A 24302-nucleotide genomic window follows, 5' to 3' on the forward strand; every position below is an offset into this window, starting at 1 on the left:
CAATGGTCGTTGTGTTGTTGTGTAGTTGTTGTGTGACCAATGAAAAACTATAATTAGCTTCTTCAATTCCGATAGTTATACTCGTTCGAAAGCGAGTTATATAATGAAAAAAAGAGGCGCGAAGCCTCTTTTTAATTATTTTCTTAATCCTAATTCTTTCACTATTGCACGATATCTCATGATATCTTTTTTAGTTAAATAGTCTAAAAGCGCACGACGCTTACCTACCATTTTTACAAGAGAACGCTCTGAGTTAAAATCTTTACGATTCTTTTTTAAGTGTTCTGTTAAGTGGTTAATTCTGTAAGTGAATAATGCAATCTGTCCTTCTGCAGAACCAGTATCGTTTGCTCCTTTACCGTGTTTTGCGAAGATTTCTTCTTTTTTTTCTTTTGATAAATACATGCTAATATTATTGTAAATGATTGTTATGTACACGAAAGGTTATCTTTCGAGCGGCAAATATAAGTATTTTTATTAAAACTCTATGTTTAAATGTATAAAACATCTAATTAGATATTTTTTTAATTTTTTTTGAGTTTATAACGAGTTTTTTTGATACTTACCTCTTAATGATGTAATTTTATATCGCTATAAATCAATATATTATGAACTTCGAAATCGAAAAGGTCAAAAACGATCTTTTTGAAAATATCTTTAACCAAGCTAAAGAAGGGATTGCTATTGTTAGTTTAAGGGGAGAATGGGTAAAAGTTAATGCTAGTGTGCTAAATACTTTAGGTTATACTAAAGAAGAGCTTTATAGTATGACTTTTAAAGAGATTACCCATAAAGATGATCTTGATATAGATTTATCTAAGATGAAATCTTTACTATCAGGGACTATACCTAGCTATTCTATGAAAAAAAGATATTTTCATAAAGATGGTCGTGTAATTTGGGCTAGGCTAAGTGTGTCTTTAGTTAAAGACAATTTAGATAAACCTCAATATTTTATTTCTCAAATATCAGATATAAGTCAAATGATAAAAAATGAGAATAAATTAAAATCAATGCTAGATATCGTAAAGATTCAAAATGAGCGTTTATCTGATTTTACAGAGATTATTACCCACAATTTAAAAACTCATGTATTTAATTTATCTACGCTTGTAGATTTTATTGAAGAGGATATTCCTGAAATAAAGCCTAGAGAAGATTTTAAAATGCTAAAAGACTCGGTCACTAATTTAAATGATACCGTACTTCATTTAACAGAAATATCTAAAATAAAAACAATTAAAGAAAATAAGTTAGATAATCTTAATTTATGCGAATACGTTAGCAAAACTATTTACAACGTAAGTGCTTTAGCTAAAAATATAGATTGTAAAATAGTAAACAAAGTTGAAGCTAATTGTGAAATAAAAGCTATACCAGCATATTTAGATAGTGTTATTCTTAATTTTTTGACAAATGCTATTAAGTATAGATCTAATGAAAGACCATTAGAAGTGACTATTGAAAATGAAATAAAAGGACAATTTAATATTTTAAAAATTAAAGATAATGGCTTAGGTATAGACTTGGATAAGTTTGGAGATAGTTTATTTAAACTTTATAAAACGTTTCATTATAACAAGGATGCAACAGGTGTTGGTTTATTTATAACAAAGAATCACGTAGAGTCTATGGGAGGAAAAATTGAAGTTGAAAGCCAGGTAGATAAAGGAACTACTTTTAAAATTTTCTTTAGAAAAGGATGAAATTAAATATATGATTTATAAAAAAAAGACCTTTGTAAAAAGGTCTTTTTTTTATATTTTAAGCTCTTAACGGCTGATTAGTTATTAAGTCTATGTACTTATTAACTTTGTTTTTTAAATCTTTACGATGTGTAATAAAATCTAAGAAACCATGCTCTAATAAAAACTCTGAGGTTTGGAAGCCTTCTGGTAACTCTTGTCCTGTAGTATCACGTACAACACGTGGTCCAGCAAATCCTATTAAAGCACCTGGTTCTGCAATGTTTATATCTCCTAACATCGCAAAAGAAGCAGTAGTACCTCCAGTTGTTGGATCTGTACATAAAGAGATGTAAGGTAAACCAGCATCTGCAAGTTGTCCTAATTTAGCAGATGTTTTTGCTAATTGCATTAATGATAAAGCAGCTTCCATCATACGTGCACCACCAGATTTGGATATAATCATAAATGGAAGTTTTTTCTTTAATGCATAATCTGCAGCACGAGCAATTTTTTCTCCAACAACACTACCCATTGATCCACCTATAAAAGCAAAATCCATACAAGCAATTACTAAATCTTTTCCTTTAGATTTACCAACAGCGCAACGTACAGCGTCTTTTAAATTTGTTTTCTTTTCAGCAGCTTTTAAACGGTCTGGATACTTTTTTGTGTCTTCAAATTTTAAAGGGTCTTTAGATGTTAGGTTAGCATCTAGCTCTTTAAACTTGTTATCATCAAATAAAATTTCAAAATATTCTTTACTTCCTATTCTTACGTGGTATCCATCTTCTGGGCTTACATAGAAATTTTTCTCTAATTCTTTAGAGTCTACTATTTTACCAGTTGGAGACTTATACCATAAGCCTTTAGGAGTATCTTTTTTTTGTTCTGTAGAGGTTTGTATACCTTTTTCTTTTCTTTTAAACCAAGCCATATTGATTTACGATTTTTATTTACGGTTTTAAAATTATGCTTGAAAAACCGGTTTTGCTATTAGTTAGTTTTTAAGTAATCAAGCGTACAAAATTACAGTATTTATTATTTAATCTCAAAAAATTGAAATGTTTAACTGTTAATTTTAGACTTGTAAACATATAAAAAATCCTGCTTAACTAAATGGTTATAGTATATAAGCAGGATTTATTTGTTTTAAAATTTAACGTTTAAAGTGTATTTACGTTATTTAAATCTTCAAATGCTTGTTTAAGACGACTTACAAATGTTTGTTCTCCTTTACGTAGCCAAACACGTGGATCATAGTGTTTTTTGTTAGGAGAATCTGGTCCATCAGGACTACCAATCTGAGATTTTAAATAATCTGCTTTTTCTCCCATATAATCCCTGACACCAGACATAAATGCATATTGCATATCTGTGTCTATATTCATTTTTATAACACCGTAACCTATAGCTTCTCTAATTTCTTCTAAAGTAGAACCTGATCCACCATGAAATACGAAGTCAATATGGTTGTGGGGTACATTATATTTTTCTGAAATATATTCTTGAGAATTTTTAAGAATTTTTGGAGTTAACTTTACATTTCCTGGTTTATAAACTCCATGTACATTTCCAAATGCAGCAGCAATAGTAAATTGATCACTTACTTTGCTTAACTCTTCATAAGCGTAAGCTACTTCTTCTGGTTGTGTGTATAATTTAGACTCGTCTACATCACTATTGTCTACACCATCTTCTTCACCGCCTGTAATACCAAGTTCTATTTCTAAAGTCATTCCCATCTTGCTCATTCGCTCAAGATAAGTTTTACAGATTTCAATGTTTTCTTCTAAAGGCTCTTCACTTAAATCAATCATATGAGAGCTGTAAAGCGGTTTACCTGTTTCTTTAAAGTGTTGCTCACTAGCGTCTAATAATCCGTCAATCCAAGGTAATAATTTTTTTGCACAGTGATCTGTATGTAAAATTACAGGAACACCATAAGCGTCTGCCATTTGGTGTACATGTTTTGCACCTGCAATACTACCAGCTATAGCAGCTTTTTGATCTTCGTTACTTAAACCTTTACCGGCGTTAAATTGAGCACCACCATTTGAGAACTGTATAATAACAGGAGCGTTTAATTCTGCTGCAGTTTCTAAAACACCATTAATTGTATTAGATCCAATTACGTTAACAGCAGGTAATGCAAAGCCTTTTTCTTTAGCTAGTTTAAAAATTTCTTGAACTTCTTTTCCGGTTGCAACTCCAGGTTTAATGTTATGAGCCATTTTAATTTAATTTGTTGAATTAGTAATGTTTGTAAAAGTAAGGAAATTAGATGTTATTTTTAAGTTTTTAGGTACAAAACCACGCAAACGTTATCGCAAAATTAAGCCTGTTTAGAAAGGATAATTTATACCAATATTATATACCGCGTTAGAGAAGTTATAATCTTTAAACCATCTATTGCCTTCTGAATAAGCAGGATTATAGGTTTTAAATCCAATATCGCCACGTAGTACAAAAAAGCCAAAATCGTACCTTAATCCAAAACCAGAACCAACAGCTATGTCTTTTAAAGAGTCAAATCCAGAAAACGTTGCACGGTCGTCTTCAATATCATCAAAAACGTTCCAAATGTTTCCTGCATCTACAAATAAAGCGCCGTTTAAATCACCAAATAGGTTAAAACGTTGTTCTGCGCTAAGAGCAATTTTAAAGTTAGCTTCATTAAACTCGTTAGTCGTGTTTAAACTTCCTGGTCCTAAGTTATATGCTGTCCAAGCTCTGTTGTCATTAGCGCCACCTGCAAAGAAACTTTTAGAGAAGGGTATGTTGGTCGAATTTCCGTATGGTATTGCAATACCTACAAAACTTCTTACTGCAAAAACGTTTTTGTATCCTAGACGCCAATGCTTGATATAATCAAATTCGGTTTTTACGTATTGAGAAAAAGCTACATTAAAAAGCTCGTATTTATCATTGTCATTTTTTTCTACACCAATTAAAGAAGATACTGTAGATAAGAAGTTACCTGCTAATTCTAGTTTAAGTCGTAATATAGAAAAATCTTCATCTAAAAGATTATCTCTTCTATCTTTTACGTAATTAAAGTTAGTAGAGAAGATTAAGTTGTCTTCTGTTAATCTTATTTTTCTTTCGGCAATTGCATTTGCAGCTGTTAAATCGTCATTAGATAAAGTGTTGTTATATGTTCCGTTTCTAATTTCATTTAAAAAATTATCTGCTTGTGTTGGTATGCCTAAGGTTTGGTTTGTTGCTATAAAACCACTGTTTTGAGCAATTTCATTTAAAGCATCAAAAGAGTTTTGATATACGTTAAAGTAGTTTGCGGTGTTTAGGTTTTTTACAAATTGAATATTAAAAAAATCTAATCTATTTGTAACTTTTTTACTAGGATACCATTGGTAGTTAAATATGCCGGTAAAGGTTTGTCTATCTAAACCAATATTGGTTTGGCTTGAAGCCGAAAGAGAAATTTTTGTACTAGGAAACATGGATTTAGGAATGATCTTTTCGGTATTAATAGGAAAGAATATCCTAGGGAAACTTAGTTTTAAATTAGCTCCAAGCTCATTAATATCAAAAAATTGATCATTACCATTATTTGCATCTTTTGAAGCACCAATAGAAGCAAATCCAGAAAGCTCTAACGTTTCTGCACCTCTAAACACATTTCTAATTAATAAACTTGGATTAAAAGAAAATCCTACAGTTTGTATGTTGCTTTGAAACGTTTCTGCACTAATACCTAACTCAAACTTTTTTAATGGTGTTAGATAAATATTTGCGGTTAGCGTAGTATCTTGATTTTCTACATATTCAATATTTGGGTATTTAAACGTACGTAGATTGCTTATTAATCTTGATGTTAATGGTCTTGCTTGGTCTTTAAAAATGGTGTTTGGCGAAATAAAAACAGCATTAGTAATAGCTTTAGGTTTGTATCTTAATTTACCAACGCTATATATATTGTAACCGTCATAATTTACAGAGTCTGTTAAAGTTGCATTTCTGTTTTTAAAAGAGCTATTGGTATAGATATTTACATCTTTTATGCTATAAATTTTAAAGGGTTCTCGTCTAGATTCGTCTTCTTCTCTTATTAAGCGGTTATCTATAACTGTTTCTAAAGTCATAGTGCTGTTGCCTCTTAAAGTATCAGATACATAGCGTACGTAATCTTGAGAAAAATGATAAACACCATTGTTGCGCATTAGATTGGTAATACGATCTTCTTCGCTATAAAGATAATTGTCTTTAAACTGTTTACCTGCTTTTATAAAGCTTTCATTTTTATGTTCTTCATAAATTTTTTTTACTGATGGGGATGCGATTGTTGCATATACTGTATCTAAAATAAAGGGACTTCCTGTTTCTATTTTATAGTCAATTGTTCCTCTTTTATTGTCTTTTCTATTTATTTTATAATCGGTTTTTACATTAAACCAACCGTTAGATTTATAATAGTTTTCGAGATTTTTTGTGGATTTTTTAGTTAACTCTTCATTGATTACTACTGGAGCTTCACCTGTATTTTTAATCCATTTATTAAAATTAGATTTGCTTTCTATAAGTTTATCTAATTGTTTTCTAGAAAGAAGTTTTGACTTGCGTTCCATTTTTTCTGGATTGTTGTAATACTTTTCCATTAAAATAGAATCTATATTAGGTCTAGCTATATTATAAATAAATAGGCGTAAAGGCGTTTTTATTAAAGGTATTCGAGTGTTTGGTTTTTGTACAATAGTGTTAGAAATAGTGTCGTTTGCTATTTTTTCTCCATTTATAATTAAATTGTTTTCAGTTAAAAGATGCTGGTTTTCGCCAACACGTTTAACCGAATTACAGCTGTTAAATAGCGTAACAATTAATAAAAAAACGATTATTTTTGGTTGAAATGTTTTCAATGATGTTTTAAAAAGCTAAGCAATTTTAATCAAAAGTTGTGCCTCTTATTTAAGGCTAGTTCAAAAATACATTAAATATTGAATAAAGCTTAGGTGTAAATATCTAAACTCCTTTTTTTTCTGTTACTTTATAAAAAATTTAAGATAAAAGTGATTTCTAAAAATCAGATTAAAAATATAACGCGTTTACAGCAAAAAAAATATAGACAGCAAGAAGGTTTATTTATTGCTGAAGGCGTAAAAGTGATTAATGAGTTTTTAAATTCGACATTTAAATTAGTCGATTTATTTACCACCAAAACTTTTAATGTTAAAAACGAAACACTAATAACCGAAGCAGAACTAAAAAAAATTAGTGCTTTAAAAACACCAAATACTGCTTTGGCGGTTTTTGAAATTCCTAAACTATCCTTAATAGAAAGTAAAGGGTTGATAGTAGCTTTAGATGCTTTAAGAGATCCAGGAAATCTAGGAACTATAATTAGACTTTGCGATTGGTTTGGTGTAAAACAATTATTATGTAGTAAAGAAACAGTAGATTGTTTTAATCCAAAAGTAGTGCAAGCAACCATGGGAAGTTTAACACGTGTTAATGTGTTTTATATAGATTTAAATCATTATTTAGAAGAAACTAAACAGACTGTTTTTGGAGCTTTTATGGATGGTGAAAATGTTTACGCATCTAATTTACCTGCCGACGGTATTTTAGTATTAGGTAATGAAGCCAATGGTATTAGTCAATCTATTGAAAAACACGTAAATCAGCGCATTAGCATACCAAGATTTGGAGATTTGCAAGAAACAGAAAGCTTAAATGTAGCTACAGCAGGAGCTATTTTGTTAAGTGAGTTTAGAAGGAGTAATTAAATTTTTATTGAACTGTAAAATTTATAAAAACTCCGCGAGTTTGCATTTTGTTTATGTTACTTGTCCAAGGACTATTTGGATCTTTATCTCTGATAAGTTCGTCATTTAAAGCAAAGACACCACGTATTGATGGTGTAAACTTAAAACGATCTAAGTAAAAATCTATACCAAACCCAAGCTCATAAAACTGTGCGTTTTTTTTCATTCTAAATTCTCCAGCAGAATTATCGTCAGGATTTTTTTCGTTGCTAGATAAGTTAATAGCTGTAGATATACCAGTTAGGATAAAAGGTTTTATATTATTAATCCTCTTAGTTGAAATTTTTAAAAGTAAAGGAAAATATACATAAGTAGATTTTACTTCTCGTAGTAAATCAGAATCAGACACTTCATCTTCAAAATTATCAAAGTAATTAATAGAGTAGTTTAGGTTACGTTGAGATATTACTAAACCAGGTTCTAAACGTAAGTCAAAATGATCATTAATGCGTAAATTACCAATTAAACCTACATTAAAACCAACACTTCGTTCAGTTTGTATGTCGCCTAAATTGTTGTTATAATCAAATTTAAAGTCTAAATTATTAAATCCTAAATAATAGCCCCAACTTAAGGTGGATTTGTCTACACTTTGTAGGTTTTGTACTTTTTCTTTTGAAAATAATTGGGCATTAGACGTTGTTATGCTTGATACAACAAAAAGTAAAGAAAAAATATATTTCATGTAAATTATTGTTTTGATGCTGTATAGATTGTAGCTACACCAAATGTTTGTGGTTTATCTTCCACATTAATAAACCCAATATTACGTAAAATATTGTTTAAAGCTTCACCATAAGGAAAAACAGAAGCGCTTTCGCTTAAATATTTGTAAGCCGTTTTGTCTTTAGAAAAGAGTCTGCCAATGCTTGGTAGGATAAATTTAGAATAGGCTTTATAGCCTTGTTTAAAAGGGAATTTAGTAGGCACAGAAGTTTCTAAAATTACAAAAGTACCACCAGGTTTTAATACGCGTAAGATGTCCTTTAAACCATTTTCTAAAGTTTCAAAATTTCTTACCCCAAAAGCAACAGTTATAGCATCAAAAGTGTTGTCTTCAAATGGCATGTTTTCAGAATCGCCAATAATCATTTTAACACGATTGTTTAACTGTTTAGCCTTAACTTTTTCTTTTCCTACTTCTAACATTCCTGGACTAATGTCTAATCCAACAATTTCTTCTGCAGAAGTTTCGGCTAAATTTATAGCTAAATCACCTGTGCCTGTAGCAATATCTAAAATGGTTTTAGGTTGTTGTTTTTTTACTATTTCAACAACTCTTTTTCGCCATTTAATATCAATTCCAAAAGAAATAACACGGTTTAAACCATCATAATCTTTAGAGATTGTATCAAACATTTTTGTGACTTGTTCTTTCTTGCCTAAGTCACTATTTTTATAAGGATTTACTTTTGTCAAAACTAAAATTTTGGCAAAGATAAGGCTTTACATATTCTCTTAAAACTTCAAAAGGATAATTATTTAAGGCTTAAATATTTAAAATATTTATCTTTGTACCCCATATTTTATACAATCTATGAAAATAATTATTGCAGGAGCAGGTGAAGTTGGATTTCATTTAGCAAAATTACTGTCTTACGAGTCTCAAGAAATTACTTTAATTGATACCGATAGAGAAAGCTTAACTTACGCAGATAACCATCTTGATATTAAGGTTATTAAAGGTGATGCAACATCTATTGCCATTTTAAAAGAATCTAGGGTAGAAGCATCAGATTTATTTATAGGTGTAACCGCTTCAGAAACTACAAATATTACAGCTTGTGTCCTTGCTAAACAATTAGGAACAAAAAGAACAATTGCAAGAATTTCTAATACCGAGTTTATTAAGCATAAAGATGAAGTTGGTTTTACAAGATTTGGAATTGACGAGCTAATTTCTCCAGAAAGTTTAGCAGCATCAGAGATAGAATTACTTTTAAATCAATCGGCTTTTAAAGATAGTTATGAGTTTGAAGACGGTGCATTAACTATGGTGAGTTTAACGTTATCTAGAACAGCTAATTTTGTTGGTAAAACTGTAAAAGAGGCAGGACAATTGTTTTCAGAAATTCATTTTGTGCCTATAGCAATACAACGTTTTGGAACTCAATACACAATTATTCCTCGTGGTGATACCGAGTTTAGAGAAGGAGATAGCGTAGTGTTTATTACTAGTGAAGGTGGAGATCAAGAATTGTGTAAAATGACAGGTAAAACTAATGCATCAATTAAAGATGTAATGATTCTTGGCGGTAGTAAAATAGGATTTAAAACTAGTAGAGATTTATCTGCAAATGGGTTTAATGTTAAGCTTATAGAAAACAATAAAGATAGTGCTTTTGATCTAGCAGATGAGCTGCCAAAAGTATTAGTTATAAATGGTGACGGACGTAATGTAGAGTTACTTGAAGAAGAAAATATTAACGATATGGATGCATTTATATCGGTAACTGGTAACTCTGAAACCAATATTATGTCTTGCTTAGTAGCTAAGTCAAAAGGTGTAAGAAAGACAATTGCTTTAGTAGAAAATATGGATTATTTTGAATTATCTCAATCCATAGGAATAGATACACTTATTAACAAAAAACTTCTAGCAGCCAACAATATATTTAGATATATACGTAAAGGAGAAGTAATAGCAATGACAAAACTAAACAACATGAATGCAGAGTTGTTAGAGTTTAAAGTCAAGCCAACATCAAAAATTTGCAATAAATTAATTAAAAATGTAGAGTTTCCTAGATCTGCAATTGTCGGTGGTGTTATTAGAAATGGAGAAGGATTAATAGCCTTAGGAGGATTTAAAGTAAAAGAAGGAGATTACATTGTTGTTTGTTGTTTGCCAAGATCTATTAAAGAAGTAGAAAAATTATTCTTGTAATTACATGAGAAAGCGACTTCATCTTAACTATAAAATTATATTTTATTTTTTTGGGCTACTATTAGTTTTTAATGGTGGTTTTATGTTATTATCCTCTTTGGTAAGTTTGATTTATCAAGATGGAGTAACGTTACAAATTTTTCTTTCAGGAATTGTAACCTTAATTTTTGGTCTCTTTGGAATGTTACATCATCGTAACCATAATAAAGAGATGAATAAACGAGAAGGTTATATTGTAGTAGCTTTTGGTTGGGTTGTAATGTCTCTTTCTGGAGCAATACCTTATGTTGCAACTGGAGCAATACCCAACTTTACTAGCGCTTTTTTTGAAACTATGTCTGGTTTTACTACAACAGGAGCGTCTATTTTAAATGATATAGAAGTCGTGCCAAAAGGTGTTCTGTTTTGGAGAAGCCTAACCCATTGGATTGGTGGTATGGGAATTATCGTTTTAGCAGTTGCAATTCTTCCTTTATTAGGAATTGGAGGAATGCAGTTGTTTGCTGCCGAAGCACCAGGACCAAGCGCAGACAAATTACATCCTCGTATTACAGACACAGCTAAAAGATTATGGCTAATTTATTTTGGATATACAGCAGCTGAAACAATTTTGCTTAAAGTTGCAGGAATGAGCTTTTTTGACGCTATTAACCATTCAATGAGTACGCTTTCTACAGGAGGTTTTTCAACTAAAAATGCAAGTGTTGCCTATTGGAATGATAATCCTTTAATTCAATACATCATAATATTATTTATGTTCTTAGCGGGTACTAACTTTGTTTTAAGTTATTATGCGTTTAAAGGAAAAGTGCAAAAGATAATTAAGGATGAGGAGTTTAAGTTGTATTTTAAATTTATAGCAGTTTTTACACTAGTTGCTTCTCTTTTAATTTATTTTAAAGCAGATATTTCAATGTCAAGCATATCTCATCCACAAGTATTAGGAGAAGGAGAAAGTGCTTTTAGACATGCTTTATTTCAGGTGTTAACAGTTGTGACTACTACAGGTTTTATTAGTGCAGATTATTCTTTATGGACACCATTTTTAACAGTTATGTTTTTTGGTTTAATGTTCTTGGGTGGATCTGCAGGCAGTACTTCAGGTGGAGTTAAAGTAGTACGTCATTTAGTAATGATAAAAAACGGTTTCTTAGAATTTAAAAGAACACTGCACCCAAACGCTATTTTGCCTGTTAGATATAACCGTAAATCGGTCTCTGGTATTATTGTATTTAACATCCTTGGATTTTTTATTCTTTACATGATTTCTTTCATTACAGGTGCATTAGGTTTTTCTATGATGGGATTTGATTTTGAGTCTTCTATAGGTATTGCAGCTTCTAGTTTAGGAAATGTTGGTCCTGCTTTAGGTGTTTTTGGACCAGTAAATAATTATGCAGCATTGCCACCAATTGGACTTTGGTGGTCTAGCTTTTTGATGTTAATTGGTCGTTTAGAATTATTTACTGTGCTAATTTTATTTACACCGTTTTTTTGGAGAAATAGGTAGTTACCTTTTCAAGGTAAAATGCCCAGATTTTTCAATTATTTGGTCATTTTTGTCAATTAATGTTGCTTTATACCAATAGTCAGAATTAGGCAATAATGTTCCATTGTATTTGCCATCCCAACCATGTCTAATAGTCTTTAGGCTATAATTATATAATCTTTTACCATACCTGTCATAAATCGTAATTTCTACTTTTTTGTATAGATTATCGTTTATACCATAAACTATCCATTTATCGTTAATTCTATCATTATTAGGTGTGAAGAATTTTGGGAAAAATATATATGAAAACTGAGTATTAATAGGTCTTTCGCAATCATTAATATCTCTTACATAAACATCAATAACACCAGGTGTTACATTTTGAAATACATAATTGTTTCCTTGTCCAACATAAGTTTGGTCGTCTAAAGAAAACTCATATAGACTATTTCCATCAACAGATACATAAAGTGTTGTGCCATCTATAGATATATTATTAAAAGTAACATTTTCAGGCTCTTGTACAGTAAAATCTTTAGAGTAAGAACAGGTTAATCCATTTTCTGTTTTGGTAACTGTAACATTATAATCGCCTGAGGATTGTATTTGAAATAGTCTTTGTGTAGATAATATGTTTCCGCTACTATCAGACCATGTCCATGTGTTATTAGAGCTGTTTCCATCTAATATTGGATTGTCTTGTAAATAGCATAATAGATATGAGTCTTGTATATCTAGGTTTATTGAAGAATTAACTATTAAATCCATAGTAGCTATTCTACCACAACTACCGTTTTCGTCTCTAACTATAATCCAAATAGCTCCACTACTTGATGTGTACTCACTTTCTAACGGATTATTATTTGTTAATGCGTTATTATATGAATCGTAAAAACTAATTTGATCTGTTTCTGAAACGTTTAATAAAGTATTTATTTCATCCATTTTTTCATTAAAATCAAAATAGCCTAAATTATTATTAGTAACATCGTCAGAATCTTCGCAAACTATATAAGGTGAAATTGTTACAAGTGGTTGAAATTGTGTTTCTATATAAAAACTTTGAATGTTTTCGCAGTTTCTGTCTGTTGTAATCTTAACAAATATTTCTTGTGGATTAGTTGTGTTTTCAAAAGCTTCAGGATTTTCAATTTCATTTGTACCATTTTCAGCATCTTGTATAGATGTGTAAAAATTTAGTTGATAACCATCAGTTATTTCTTCGTTTAATTCATCAATATCAAAACCATAGTGCACTTCGTTTAAATTAAATATAGATGTTTCGTCAAAGTCGTTATCACATTGTAACATCGAGTAAGAATCTTCAAGATTTATAACTGGATAAGCTATAACCTCTTTGTATAAATCAATAACTTTTGATCCAACTGTTATCACTGCTTTAACAATGTAAGTCCCTGCTTCTTGATATTGATGTGATGGGTTTAAACCAGTGCCTGTTGTGCCATCACCAAAATCCCATGTAGCACTTGTAATTGTTGCATAAGCATCTAAAGAAAAGTTAAGAGTGGTATAAAAACAGTCATTTTTTACAATAATTCTATTTCTAAAATATGATGTTACAAAGTTTGGTAATCCTTGCGTTGTTCTTGAGTCTTCAAATATTATTTGAGAAGGATTATATTCTATATTATCAAAATCTTCCGGATTATTTATTACACTTAGATGCTTAAGAGAGTAGGGTTGTCTATCTGCTAAATAATTAGTCATATAAATTTTAGAGTTACTTGCTAATTGTAGGTTACCAAAACTTCTTCTGTTGGAAAATTCGATTAAAACTTTATCGTTAAATGGCTGGTTTACGTCAATAAAGTATTTGTGTAAAAAACCATTTCCATTAAAATTACCTGAAAAATATAATATTTTAGAGTCTGCAGAAAACTCAATACCTTCAACATTAACAGGAGTAAAAATATAGCCTGCATTTATAGAGCTTAATTGGTTGATATCATCATTATCCATATTAAAACTATATAGTTTTACGAAAGTAGATGTTCTGATATCTCCCACAGCAATATACTCTCCATTTGGTGAAAATTTAATTGGTCCTAAAGTGTTTTCAAACGGTTCATCTAAAACTATGTAATTGGATAGATAGGCTAAAGAGTCAATAAATGCTCCGTAAGCACCGACAGTAATAACAAAAAAAGCATTATAGTTGTCGTTATTTGGGTTTGTTTTGCCTATTCCGACAGCTTTAACAGAGTTAGTCTCAGGTGAGTAAACAGCAGTGATTCGTTCAGTAGAAGACGTAGTAATTGTAACATTTTTGTCTGTTACAACGCCTAAAGGATTTTGGTTACTAAACACTACTTTAGAAAAAAATATCCCACCGCCACTTGTGCTAATTTTTGTAGTAAGAATAAAGTATATATTGTCATTATTTGGATCTGGAATAATTATACTGGATTGGTTGTTATCTATTTCGGCATTTAGCCCTTCACCATTATCCATTATTTCATGATTCTTATTCCAAACGGTTTGACCATTGGTATAAAACATTAAATTTCCATCTCTATCAGATATACTAGAGCAACCTGCAGGAGTAGACATGCTACTGTCATATTGAATATTTACTTGAGCAAAGTTAAAGTCTAAGCCAGAATATTCCCCAAAATACCAGTTATTAGTCTCGTTTTGAGCATAAAAGGAATAGCTGTAAATGAAAAGTAATACAAATAGGAATTTGTATTTACATTGTAAATATTTCATGAATTTTTTCTTTTTAATAGCAATGAAATACTAAGATAGAAAAAAGAAATTAATTTGATATTGAAAAAAAAGGTTTTGTTTTTATAATTGATTGATATGTAACTTTTTAGGCGAAATAGCTACTTATATATAAAGGGTTTGTTTAACTATAAATGTCAACTATTATGTTTGGTGGTTCATCTTCTTCTGTAATTAAAAACAATAGAAACTTATTAAAAAATAATAAGAGAGAGAAGTTTGTGTATAAAAGAAGTAAGCATAATAAAGTGGAAAAAGAAAAGTTTGATCACTTAATTTTAAACACACAATATTGTCAAAATATTAGAAAAAAAATGAGAAGAGAGCATAGAGTTAGAAGGAAAAAACAAATTGTTTCTCTTTTGTTAATAATGTTTCTTTTAATTTTAATTCTCTATTATTATTCGTAAAAAAAAGCCCTTAAAAAATTAAGGGCTTTATGGTTATATATTATAAAAAATTTTAGCTAACAGCTTCTTTAATTCTCTGTATTGCTTCTTTAATTTGTTCTTGACTTGCAGCATAGCTGATACGGATACAGTCAGGATTACCAAACGCATCACCTGTTACTGTTGCTACTAGAGCTTCTTCTAATAAGAATAAAGAAAAATCCGTAGCGTTATTAATTGTTTTTCCTTTTAACGTTTTTCCGAAAAAATAAGATACATTAGGGAAAACATAAAAAGCGCCTTCTGGTACATTGGTGTTAAAGCCTTCAATGTCACTAAGTAAATCTAAAACTAAGTCGCGACGTACCTTAAACTCGTCTATCATAAATTTGACAGCGCTTGGGTCTGCATTTAATGCAGTAATAACAGCACGTTGAGCAATACAGTTAGCGCCACTAGTAACTTGACCTTGCATTTTATTACATGCACGAGCTATCCAATCTGGAGCGCCAATGTAACCAATACGCCATCCGGTCATAGCAAATGCTTTAGATACGCCGTTTACTGTTATTGTTTTTTCAAACATACCGTCTACACTAGCCATACTTGCATGGGAAGAGTTTGTGTAGTTGATGTGCTCATAAATCTCATCTGAAACTACATAAATATTAGGATGTTTTTTTAAAACTTCAGCTAAACTTTCTAATTCTTCTTTGCTATAGATTGATCCACTTGGGTTACAAGGAGAGCTAAACCAAATCATTTTAGTTTTTGGTGTGATAGCAGCTTCTAATTGAGCTGGAGTCATTTTAAAATCTGTATCAATAGTTGTTGGTACTTCTACTGGTATGCCTCCATTTAGCTTTACAATGTCAGAGTAGCTTACCCAATAAGGACAAGGTAAAATAACTTCGTCACCTTCATTTAACATTACCGCAGCTACATTGGCTAAGCATTGTTTAGCTCCTGTAGAAACAACTATTTGTGGTAATGTGTAAGTAAGATTATTATCACGTTTAAACTTAGTAATTATAGCTTCTTTTAACTCTTGGTAACCGTCTACTGGTGTGTAAGAATTATAATTGTCATTAATAGCTTGTATGGCAGCGTCTTTAATAAAATCTGGAGTATTAAAGTCAGGTTCGCCTAAACTAAGTCCAATAATATCTTTGCCTTCTCCTCTTAATTCTCTTGCTTTAGCCGCCATAGCCAAAGTAGCAGAAGTAGACATGTTTAAAATTCGGTTAGAAAGTGGTTGATTCATCTTATGCTTGTATAGTGTTTGGTCTTTGCCCCATTTCTTTTAAAAATTTAAAATGAGCAATAACAGCTTTACGTGTTGTTTTATATTCGTTGTAAGGTAAATTAAACTCTTTAGCGGTATTTTTTACTATTTCGGAAATTTTACCGTAGTGAACGTGACTAATATTTGGGAATATATGATGTTCAACCTGATGATTTAAACCTCCTGTAAACCAGTTAATAATTTTGCTTTTTGCGCCAAAATTAACTGTGGTTTTTAACTGGTGAATTGCCCAAGTGTTTTTCATTGTTCCATCTTTTTCTGGTAATGGCATTTCAGCCTCATCCATAACGTGCGCTAATTGAAATACAACACTTAAAATCAAACCAGCTGTATAATGCATGATGAAGAAGCCTAAAAGAACCTTCCACCAAGCAAGATCAAAAAATACTAAAGGAATAATAATCCAAATAGCGATATAAACTAATTTTGAAATTACTAGTTTACTCCAGTTCCAAACAGGATTAGGAAATTTTCCATAGGCTAATTTACGTTTCATGTAACGTTTCATTTGTTGCCAATCTGTAGTAATTGCCCAATTAATGGTTAATAAACCATATAGTAAGATAGAGTAGTAGTGTTGAAACTTATGGTGTTTTCTCCATTCTGTATGTTCAGAAAAACGTAAAATACGACCTGCTTCTAAGTCTTCATCATGTCCATGAATATTTGTGTAAGTATGATGTAAAACGTTGTGTTGTACTTGCCAGTTGTAAACATTACCGGCTAAAATGTAAATGCTGCTTCCCATTAAACGGTTAACCCATTCTTTATTAGAAAAAGAACCATGGTTACCATCGTGCATCACATTCATACCAACTCCAGCCATACCAATACCCATAACAATAGTTAAAAGTAATTGAGCCCAACCAGGAATGTTTAAGGTCATAATTAAAAAATATGGAGCTAAAAACATAGTAAACATAACTATGGTTTTAAGCCAAATACGCCAGTCTCCTGTACGTTTAATGTTGTTTTCTTTAAAATACTTGTTTACTCTTTTGTTAAGTGTTCTAAAAAAGTTTGCAGAATCTGTTCTTGAAAAAGAAAGTGTTTGCTTTGTCATTGCTATTAATTATTTATTTTATAACGTGTAAGAGCCAAATTTTATTGGCTGTAAAGATATGTAAATATGTAAAAGCAAGCGCAATGTTTTAGTGTTAAATGTCTATTTTTGCCTAAATTTTATACAACCCATGGAACTCATTTTAAAATATTTTCCTGATTTAACAGAGAAACAAATTGCTCAATTTGAAGCTTTAGAAGATTTATATAAAGATTGGAACTTAAAGATAAACGTCGTATCAAGAAAAGATATTGACGAATTGTATTTAAGACACGTTTTACACTCATTAGCTATTGCAAAAGTTATAAATTTTAAAGACGGAAGTTCTTTGATGGATGTTGGTACTGGTGGCGGTTTTCCGGGTATACCGTTGGCTATTTTATTTCCTAATTGTCAATTTCATTTAGTAGATAGTATTAATAAAAAACTAAATGTTGTAAGAGAAGTAATGGCTGGTTTAGAGCTTGAAAATGTAAAAGTAACACATACTAGAGTTGAAGAGATTAATGAAACTTACGATTTTATTATTAGTCGTGCAGTTGCTGCAATGCCAACTTTTGTACATTGGGTAAAGGGTAAGATAGCTAAACCACAGAATAATGATTTAAAAAATGGAATTATTTATTTAAAAGGTGGTGATTTAACTGAAGAATTAAAAGATTATCAAACCACGACTATTTATAATATATCAGACTTTTTTGAAGAAGATTTTTTCGAAACCAAAAAAGTAGTTCATCTACCATTAAAATGGAAATAAATAAAAAAGCCTTTTCAGATCGAAAAGGCTTTTTTTATTTTGATTTATAAGAATTATAACCCAAATTCAGTTTTTACTTTTTCAACATAGTCAAGTTTTTCCCATGTAAATAATTCAACATCTAATGTTACATTTTCACCGTTAGGTTGTTCAAAAGTTTTAGTAACAACTTCGTTTTGTCTTCCCATATGTCCATAAGCTGCAGTTTCGCTATACATAGGGTTACGTAGTTTTAAACGTTCTTCGATAGCTGCTGGACGCATGTCAAATATTTTCGAGACTTTTTCTGCAATTTCTCCGTCGGTCATGTTAAAAGGACAAGTTCCGTAAGTATCAATAAAAATCCCCATTGGTTCTACAACACCAATAGCATAACTTATTTGTACTAAAACCTCGTCACAAACTCCAGCAGCAACAAGATTTTTAGCAATATGTCTAGTTGCGTAAGCAGCACTACGGTCTACTTTACTTGGGTCTTTTCCTGAAAAAGCACCACCACCATGTGCGCCTTTTCCGCCATAAGTGTCTACTATAATTTTACGACCTGTTAATCCTGTGTCGCCATGTGGTCCTCCAATTACAAATTTTCCTGTTGGATTGATGTGGTATTTAATGTCGTCATTAAATAGCCCTTTTAACTCTTCAGGTAAAGTAGCAACAACTCTAGGTATTAAGATTTCAATAATATCCTTTTTAATTTTTGCTAGCATGGTAGCTTCATCTGCAAAATCGTCATGTTGTGTAGAGACTACGATAGCATCAATACGTTGAGGTACGTTATCATCACTATACTCGATAGTTACCTGGCTTTTAGAATCTGGTCTTAAGTAAGTAATATCTTTGTTTTCGCGTCTTAAAGTTGCTAATTCTTTTAAGATTTTATGAGATAAATCTAATGCAAGTGGCATGTAGTTTTCAGTCTCGCGTGTTGCATAACCAAACATCATACCTTGGTCACCAGCGCCTTGTTCTTCTTTAGTAGCACGGTCTACACCACGACTAATGTCGTCACTTTGCTCATGTATTGCACTAAAAACACCGCAAGAGTTGCCGTCAAACATATATTCTCCTTTGGTGTAACCAATTTTATTTATAGTATCTCTTGCAATTTTTTGAACGTCTAAATAAGTGTTAGACTTAACCTCTCCAGCTAAAACCACTTGACCAGTCGTAACCAACGTTTCGCAAGCAACTTTGCTTTCTTTGTCAAATGCTAAAAAATTATCAATTAAAGCATCACTAATTTGATCTGCTACTTTATCTGGATGTCCTTCAGATACACTTTCTGATGTAAATAAATACGCCATTTTAAATTTAATTTATAGGTAAGATTTGACACGTGCGTCTCAAGGAAGTATTACTGCCTTTAGCATTTTTTATGGAGGTTGCAATCAGTCAAATCTTTCCTCTGTTTTTTCGAGCGACAAATGTACTAAAATAAAATAATTTAAAAACTGGTAAGACGTTAAAATTATTATAACAATAACTTCAAATACAAGAAGAAAAAAATATTAATTACGAAAAGGTTTTCTCTAATTTAATCTTAAAAAACGGGTTATACTTTGCTAAGTTTAAGAAGCTTCATTAACTTTAAGCTTAATAAAAAAAATAAAAGATAAATATGCCTTTACAGCCAAAATTAACTCGTTTTAATCAAAATGTTTTGTCAAAATACCAAATCTACAATAGTATTTTTATGACTCTGCCTTTTGATACAATTACAAAAACTGGTGTCTTATTACCGTTGTTTCATGAAACGTGTCAGAAAGGTTTTAAAGATGGGCAAAATCCAACTGAAATTGTAGAAACCTTTTTTGAAAAATACCAAGCAAGACGAAGTGAAGAAAGCCGAATAAATCTTATGTTTAGGTTTATTCAATATATAGAAAGACAAGTTGTTTTGTTTGATGCTATTGAAGATGCTGCATTTCCTGTAGTAAATAATATGGATGGTATTGGTACGTTAAGAAGTTTAAAAGAATCTACTAGAGCAAGTGGAAAATTAGACGAGCTACGTGAATATTTAGAAGAATTTAAAGTGCGAATAGTACTTACTGCGCATCCAACTCAATTTTATCCAGGTTCTGTTCTGGCGATTATTACAGATTTAACAGAAGCAATAAAAGATAATGATTTATTAAGGATTAACGATTTATTAGCCCAATTAGGGAAAACACCTTTCTTTAAAGATAAAAAGCCTACACCATACGATGAGGCTGTAAGTTTAATTTGGTATTTAGAAAACGTGTTTTACTATTCTTTTGGTAAAATATTCGATTACATTCAAAGTAATATTTTTGAAGGACAAGAAGTAAATAACGATATCATTAATGTTGGCTTTTGGCCAGGAGGAGATAGAGATGGTAATCCATTTGTTACACCAGAAATTACTCTGAAAGTAGCAAATAAATTAAGAGAAGCAATAATAAAAAACTACTATCGAGATATAAGACAATTAAAAAGAAAGTTAACCTTTGAAGGTGTAGAAGATAGAGTTTTAAAATTAGAGTCGCAACTATACAGTATTGTGCTTCAACAAGAATCAGATTTAACACTTCAAAACTTTACTGAAGAATTAGAAGCTATAAAAAAAGTAATTATAGAAAAACATCAATCACTTTACGTAGATGAATTAACAAGTCTACTTAATAAAGTGAAATTGTTTGGTTTTCATTTTTCAAATTTAGATATCCGTCAAGATAGTCGTGCACATGCTAAGGTGTTTAACACTATGGTTGATACTTTAATTGAAAACGGTAGTGATATTTTTCCTAAAAATTATCACGATTTAAGTGAAAAAGAACAAGTGCAATTACTTTCTAAAGTAAAAGGAAAAGTGGATTTATCGTTAATAAAAGATGAAGACGCTTTAAAAGCACTTAAGACTATTGAGGTAATAAAAACCATCCAAGAAAATAATGGAGAGCGCGCAGCAAACCGTTACATAATTAGTAACAACCAAACCACATTAAATGTGATGCAGTTATTTGCAATGCTTAAACTAGTAGCGTTTCATGATAAACTAACTGTAGATATTGGTCCGTTGTTTGAAACCATTACAGATTTAGAAAACGCACATTTGGTAATGGAAGAGTTGTATACAAATCCAGAATATAGTGCACATTTAAAATCTAGAGGTAACAAACAAACCATCATGTTAGGTTTTAGTGATGGTACAAAAGATGGTGGTTACCTAATGGCTAATTGGGCAATATATAAAGCTAAAGAACGCCTAACTGAAGTATCAAGAAAATATGATGTAACTGTAATTTTCTTTGATGGGCGTGGCGGACCGCCAGCACGTGGAGGAGGAAAAACACACAACTTTTACGCGTCTTTGGGACCAACTATTGAGGATAAAGAAGTGCAGTTAACCATTCAAGGACAGACAATAAGTTCTAATTTTGGGACATTAGAATCTTCACAATATAACTTAGAACAATTAATAAGTTCTGGACTTTACAATAGTTTAAGTGATACAGATTTAAGAATGGTACCAGAAAATAGAGAAGTAATGGATAATTTAGCAAAACTAAGTTACGAAGCTTATTCTAGCTTTAAACAACATGAAAAATTTATTCCTTATTTAGAGCACATGAGTACCTTAAAATATTATGCTAAAACAAATATTGGTAGTCGTCCGTCAAAAAGAGGAAAATCTGAAGGTTTAGTTTTTGAGGATTTAAGAGCAATACCTTTTGTAGGGTCTTGGAGTCAGTTAAAGCAAAACGTACCTGGATTTTTTGGTGTAGGAACAGCGCTTAAATATTATGAGGATGCAGGCGAATTTGATAAAGTGCAAGCGTTATTTAAATCATCAAATTTCTTTAGAACATTAATAGAAAACAGTATGATGTCCTTATCAAAATCGTTTTTTGATTTGACTAAATATATGAGTGAAGATCCTGAATATGGTGAGTTTTGGAATATTATCTATAAAGAGTTTGAAACCTCTAAACGTCTAATTTTAAAGCTAACTGGTTATAAAGAATTAATGCAGGAAGAGCCAGCAGGAAAAGCTTCAATTAATGTTAGAGAATCTATAGTGTTACCTTTATTAACTATACAACAATATGCGTTGAAAAAAATTCAAGAGCTGCAAAAAGATGGCGTGACAGAAGGTGAAGAGTTAGAAGTGTATCAAAAAATGGTAACACGCTCTTTATTTGGTAATATTAACGCTAGTCGTAATTCAGCTTAAAATTTATAATAAATTAACTTCCAAAAAGGCACTTTTTAAAGTGTCTTTTTTTGTTTCTTTATCTATTAAAATTGGAAAAGCCTCAAAGCTTATACAACTTTGAGGCTTGACACTAACTAACAAACTAAATAAAAATAGTTACTTAAAACCACTTTAAATTTTAATATTCTAATGTTCGTTTAATCTAAAATCTGGATACGCACTCATACCGTGTTCGTATTCATCTAATCCATTAATTTCTTCATCTTCAGAGACTCTGATGCCTGTTAATTTTTTCAGTGTAAATAATATTATAAATGAGGTGACTAAACAGAAAACAGCATAAGCAGCAACACCTATTAATTGGTTTAAAAATTGATCAAAACCAGCAAGATTTCCAAATATACCTACAGCTAATGTTCCCCAAATACCGCATATTAAATGTACAGCAATAGCGCCAACAGGATCATCAAGCTTAATTTTATCAACTAATGCTACAGCGCCTACAATTAATCCGCCAGCAACAACTCCAATTAATATAGCATCTGTTGGTGACATTTGATCAGCTCCAGCGGTAATACCTACTAAACCACCTAAAATTCCATTTAAAAACATCGTTAAATCATAGTTTTTATAAGCTAACGTTGAAATTAAAAAAGAAGAAACGCCTCCACCTGCAGCAGCTAAAGATGTAGTTACTAAAGTAAGTGATGTAGCTGCTGGATCTGCAGATAAAACCGATCCTCCATTAAACCCGAACCAACCTAACCATAAAATTAAAACACCAGCAGTAGCTAATGGTAAATTATGGCCAAGAATTACAAAGGACTTTCCGTCTTTAAATTTTCCAATACGTGCGCCAAGTAACCAAACAGCAACTAAAGCTGCCCAACCACCAACGGAGTGTACTAATGTTGAGCCAGCAAAGTCATAAAAACCTAGTTGGTCTAACCAACCTTCTCCCCATTTCCATGAACCAGCAATTGGATAAACTAATCCTACATATATAATTGTAAATATCATAAATGGTCCAATTTTAATGCGTTCTGCAACTGCTCCAGAAACTATAGTTGCAGCTGTTGCAGCAAACATTCCTTGAAATAAAAAGTCAGTCCAATATGTGTAGCCTTGGTTGTAATTAAGGTCTAATGTGCCTTCTGCTGTTAATGGTGAACCTAACCCAAAACCAGAGAAACCAAAAAAGCCTGAAGCGCCTTCTTCAAATCCTGGATACATTAGATTAAATCCAACTAAACAATATAATAGTAATCCTACGCAGATAATAAATATGTTTTTAAATAATATGTTAATGGTATTTTTTTGTCTTGTCAATCCTATTTCTAATAGAGAAAAGCCAAGATGCATAAAAAATACTAAGGCTGTACAGATCATCATCCATACATTATTTGTGGTTAATAATTCCATTTGTTATTAGTTAGTTTAATGTGTTTCCTCCTTTTTCTTCTGTTCTTATTCGATAAACTTCTTCAATGTTTGAAACAAAGATTTTCCCATCTCCAACTTCACCTGTTTTTCCAGCTTCAATTATAGTTTGTACAGTAACGTCTAAAAATTCATCATTAACAACAATTGACAAGTAGCGACGCTGTATGTCACTTGTGCTATATGATACACCTCTGTAAACGTGTCCTATCTTTTCGTTACCCAAACCAGTAACATCCCAATAGGAAAAAAAATTAACTCCAACTTCATGAAGTGCTTTTTTTACAGCAGAAAACTTAGACTTTCTAATTATTGCTTCTACTTTTTTCATTTATTTAGTTGTTTTTTGTTAGTTGTTGTTTTAAAGCTAATAAAAAAGATGTTTAACCCTATAAAATTAAGGGGTAATGTTTTAATTTTTGCTAAATTGATATTTTTAACCCTTAAAAGTTAAGGGTGAAATATTTATATTTAAAAATATTATCAAATCCTTAATCGGTGTTTTGAGTAAATCTCAGTAAATAGATATTTTCGTTGAATTTATTTTTGATTTTCGTCTTTTTCGAAAA

General features: G+C 31.0%; 18 protein-coding genes. 6 read left to right on the forward strand and 12 right to left on the reverse strand.

The genetic code is table 11. The features are described from left to right. Window positions 1-135: 135 nt before the first annotated feature. Window positions 136-405 (reverse strand): 30S ribosomal protein S15, encoded by a 270-nt coding sequence (rpsO, locus tag H574_RS0113230; RefSeq protein ID WP_027881040.1) that lies wholly within the window; start codon window positions 403-405, stop codon window positions 136-138. Window positions 406-608: 203 nt separating this feature from the next. Here rpsO and H574_RS0113235 point away from each other — a divergent pair, with 203 nt between their 5' ends. Further along, window positions 609-1706 carry a sensor histidine kinase gene (locus H574_RS0113235; RefSeq protein ID WP_027881041.1) on the forward strand — a complete coding sequence of 366 codons (1098 nt, stop codon included), beginning with the start codon at window positions 609-611 and terminating at the stop codon, window positions 1704-1706. A 58-nt stretch (window positions 1707-1764) separates the two neighbouring features. Here H574_RS0113235 and accD read toward each other — a convergent pair whose 3' ends face one another. The 3 genes from accD to tamL all read right to left on the reverse strand — a co-directional run bounded on the left by accD (window position 1765) and on the right by tamL (window position 6562). Further along, window positions 1765-2622 (reverse strand): acetyl-CoA carboxylase, carboxyltransferase subunit beta, encoded by an 858-nt coding sequence (accD, locus tag H574_RS0113240; RefSeq protein ID WP_027881042.1) that lies wholly within the window; start codon window positions 2620-2622, stop codon window positions 1765-1767. Between the two features lie 229 nt (window positions 2623-2851). Next, a complete protein-coding gene (gene fbaA / locus H574_RS0113245; protein ID WP_027881043.1) occupies window positions 2852-3919 on the reverse strand; it encodes a class II fructose-bisphosphate aldolase in 1068 nt (355 codons plus the stop codon). Window positions 3920-4030: 111 nt separating this feature from the next. Beyond that, the gene (gene tamL, locus H574_RS0113255; RefSeq protein WP_027881044.1) at window positions 4031-6562 is read right to left on the reverse strand and encodes a translocation and assembly module lipoprotein TamL; all 2532 of its coding nucleotides are present in this window, start codon (window positions 6560-6562) and stop codon (window positions 4031-4033) included. Window positions 6563-6712: 150 nt separating this feature from the next. On the opposite strand from tamL, the gene H574_RS0113260 reads away from it, so the two are divergent. Beyond that, window positions 6713-7429, forward strand: coding sequence for a TrmH family RNA methyltransferase (locus tag H574_RS0113260; protein WP_027881045.1), 717 nt, complete (start codon window positions 6713-6715; stop codon window positions 7427-7429). Between the two features lie 4 nt (window positions 7430-7433). Here the strand turns inward: H574_RS0113260 and porT are convergent, their stop codons facing one another. Continuing rightward, entirely contained in the window at window positions 7434-8153 is a 720-nt protein-coding gene (gene porT, locus H574_RS0113265) for a type IX secretion/gliding motility protein PorT/SprT (RefSeq protein WP_027881046.1), read from the reverse strand. A 5-nt stretch (window positions 8154-8158) separates the two neighbouring features. After that, window positions 8159-8887: a bifunctional demethylmenaquinone methyltransferase/2-methoxy-6-polyprenyl-1,4-benzoquinol methylase UbiE gene (gene ubiE / locus H574_RS0113270; protein WP_027881047.1), complete on the reverse strand. Its 729-nt coding sequence runs from the start codon at window positions 8885-8887 to the stop codon at window positions 8159-8161. A gap of 118 nt (window positions 8888-9005) precedes the next feature. Between ubiE and trkA the strand changes: the two genes are divergently transcribed. After that, window positions 9006-10355, forward strand: a complete 1350-nt coding sequence (gene trkA / locus H574_RS0113275; RefSeq protein ID WP_027881048.1) for a Trk system potassium transporter TrkA — start codon at window positions 9006-9008, stop codon at window positions 10353-10355. Between the two features lie 4 nt (window positions 10356-10359). Continuing rightward, complete coding sequence (locus H574_RS0113280) at window positions 10360-11865, forward strand: TrkH family potassium uptake protein (RefSeq protein WP_027881049.1); 1506 nt, start codon at window positions 10360-10362, stop codon at window positions 11863-11865. Here H574_RS0113280 and H574_RS0113285 read toward each other — a convergent pair whose 3' ends face one another. From H574_RS0113285 to H574_RS0113300, 3 genes are all read right to left on the reverse strand, one after another. After that, window positions 11866-14577, reverse strand: coding sequence for a T9SS type B sorting domain-containing protein (locus H574_RS0113285; RefSeq protein ID WP_081653216.1), 2712 nt, complete (start codon window positions 14575-14577; stop codon window positions 11866-11868). Between the two features lie 480 nt (window positions 14578-15057). Further along, on the reverse strand, window positions 15058-16248 hold the full coding sequence (locus H574_RS0113295; RefSeq protein WP_027881052.1) for a pyridoxal phosphate-dependent aminotransferase: 1191 nt from the start codon (window positions 16246-16248) through the stop codon (window positions 15058-15060). A gap of 1 nt (window position 16249) precedes the next feature. Further along, complete coding sequence (locus H574_RS0113300) at window positions 16250-17353, reverse strand: fatty acid desaturase family protein (protein WP_027881053.1); 1104 nt, start codon at window positions 17351-17353, stop codon at window positions 16250-16252. A 130-nt stretch (window positions 17354-17483) separates the two neighbouring features. On the opposite strand from H574_RS0113300, the gene rsmG reads away from it, so the two are divergent. Further along, entirely contained in the window at window positions 17484-18110 is a 627-nt protein-coding gene (rsmG, locus tag H574_RS0113305; protein ID WP_027881054.1) for a 16S rRNA (guanine(527)-N(7))-methyltransferase RsmG, read from the forward strand. A gap of 53 nt (window positions 18111-18163) precedes the next feature. Here rsmG and metK read toward each other — a convergent pair whose 3' ends face one another. Beyond that, window positions 18164-19417 carry a methionine adenosyltransferase gene (gene metK, locus H574_RS0113310; protein WP_027881055.1) on the reverse strand — a complete coding sequence of 418 codons (1254 nt, stop codon included), beginning with the start codon at window positions 19415-19417 and terminating at the stop codon, window positions 18164-18166. 314 nt (window positions 19418-19731) lie between these two features. On the opposite strand from metK, the gene H574_RS0113315 reads away from it, so the two are divergent. Continuing rightward, window positions 19732-22311 carry a phosphoenolpyruvate carboxylase gene (locus H574_RS0113315; protein ID WP_027881056.1) on the forward strand — a complete coding sequence of 860 codons (2580 nt, stop codon included), beginning with the start codon at window positions 19732-19734 and terminating at the stop codon, window positions 22309-22311. Window positions 22312-22479: 168 nt separating this feature from the next. Here H574_RS0113315 and H574_RS0113320 read toward each other — a convergent pair whose 3' ends face one another. Both H574_RS0113320 and H574_RS0113325 read right to left on the reverse strand, forming a co-directional pair. Then, the gene (locus tag H574_RS0113320; RefSeq protein ID WP_027881057.1) at window positions 22480-23715 is read right to left on the reverse strand and encodes an ammonium transporter; all 1236 of its coding nucleotides are present in this window, start codon (window positions 23713-23715) and stop codon (window positions 22480-22482) included. Window positions 23716-23725: 10 nt separating this feature from the next. Then, window positions 23726-24064, reverse strand: a complete 339-nt coding sequence (locus H574_RS0113325; RefSeq protein WP_027881058.1) for a P-II family nitrogen regulator — start codon at window positions 24062-24064, stop codon at window positions 23726-23728. Between the last annotated feature and the right edge of the window lie 238 nt (window positions 24065-24302).

It is taken from the genome of Mesoflavibacter zeaxanthinifaciens DSM 18436 (genome assembly GCF_000422365.1).
Classification (GTDB): Bacteria; Bacteroidota; Bacteroidia; order Flavobacteriales; family Flavobacteriaceae; genus Mesoflavibacter; species Mesoflavibacter zeaxanthinifaciens.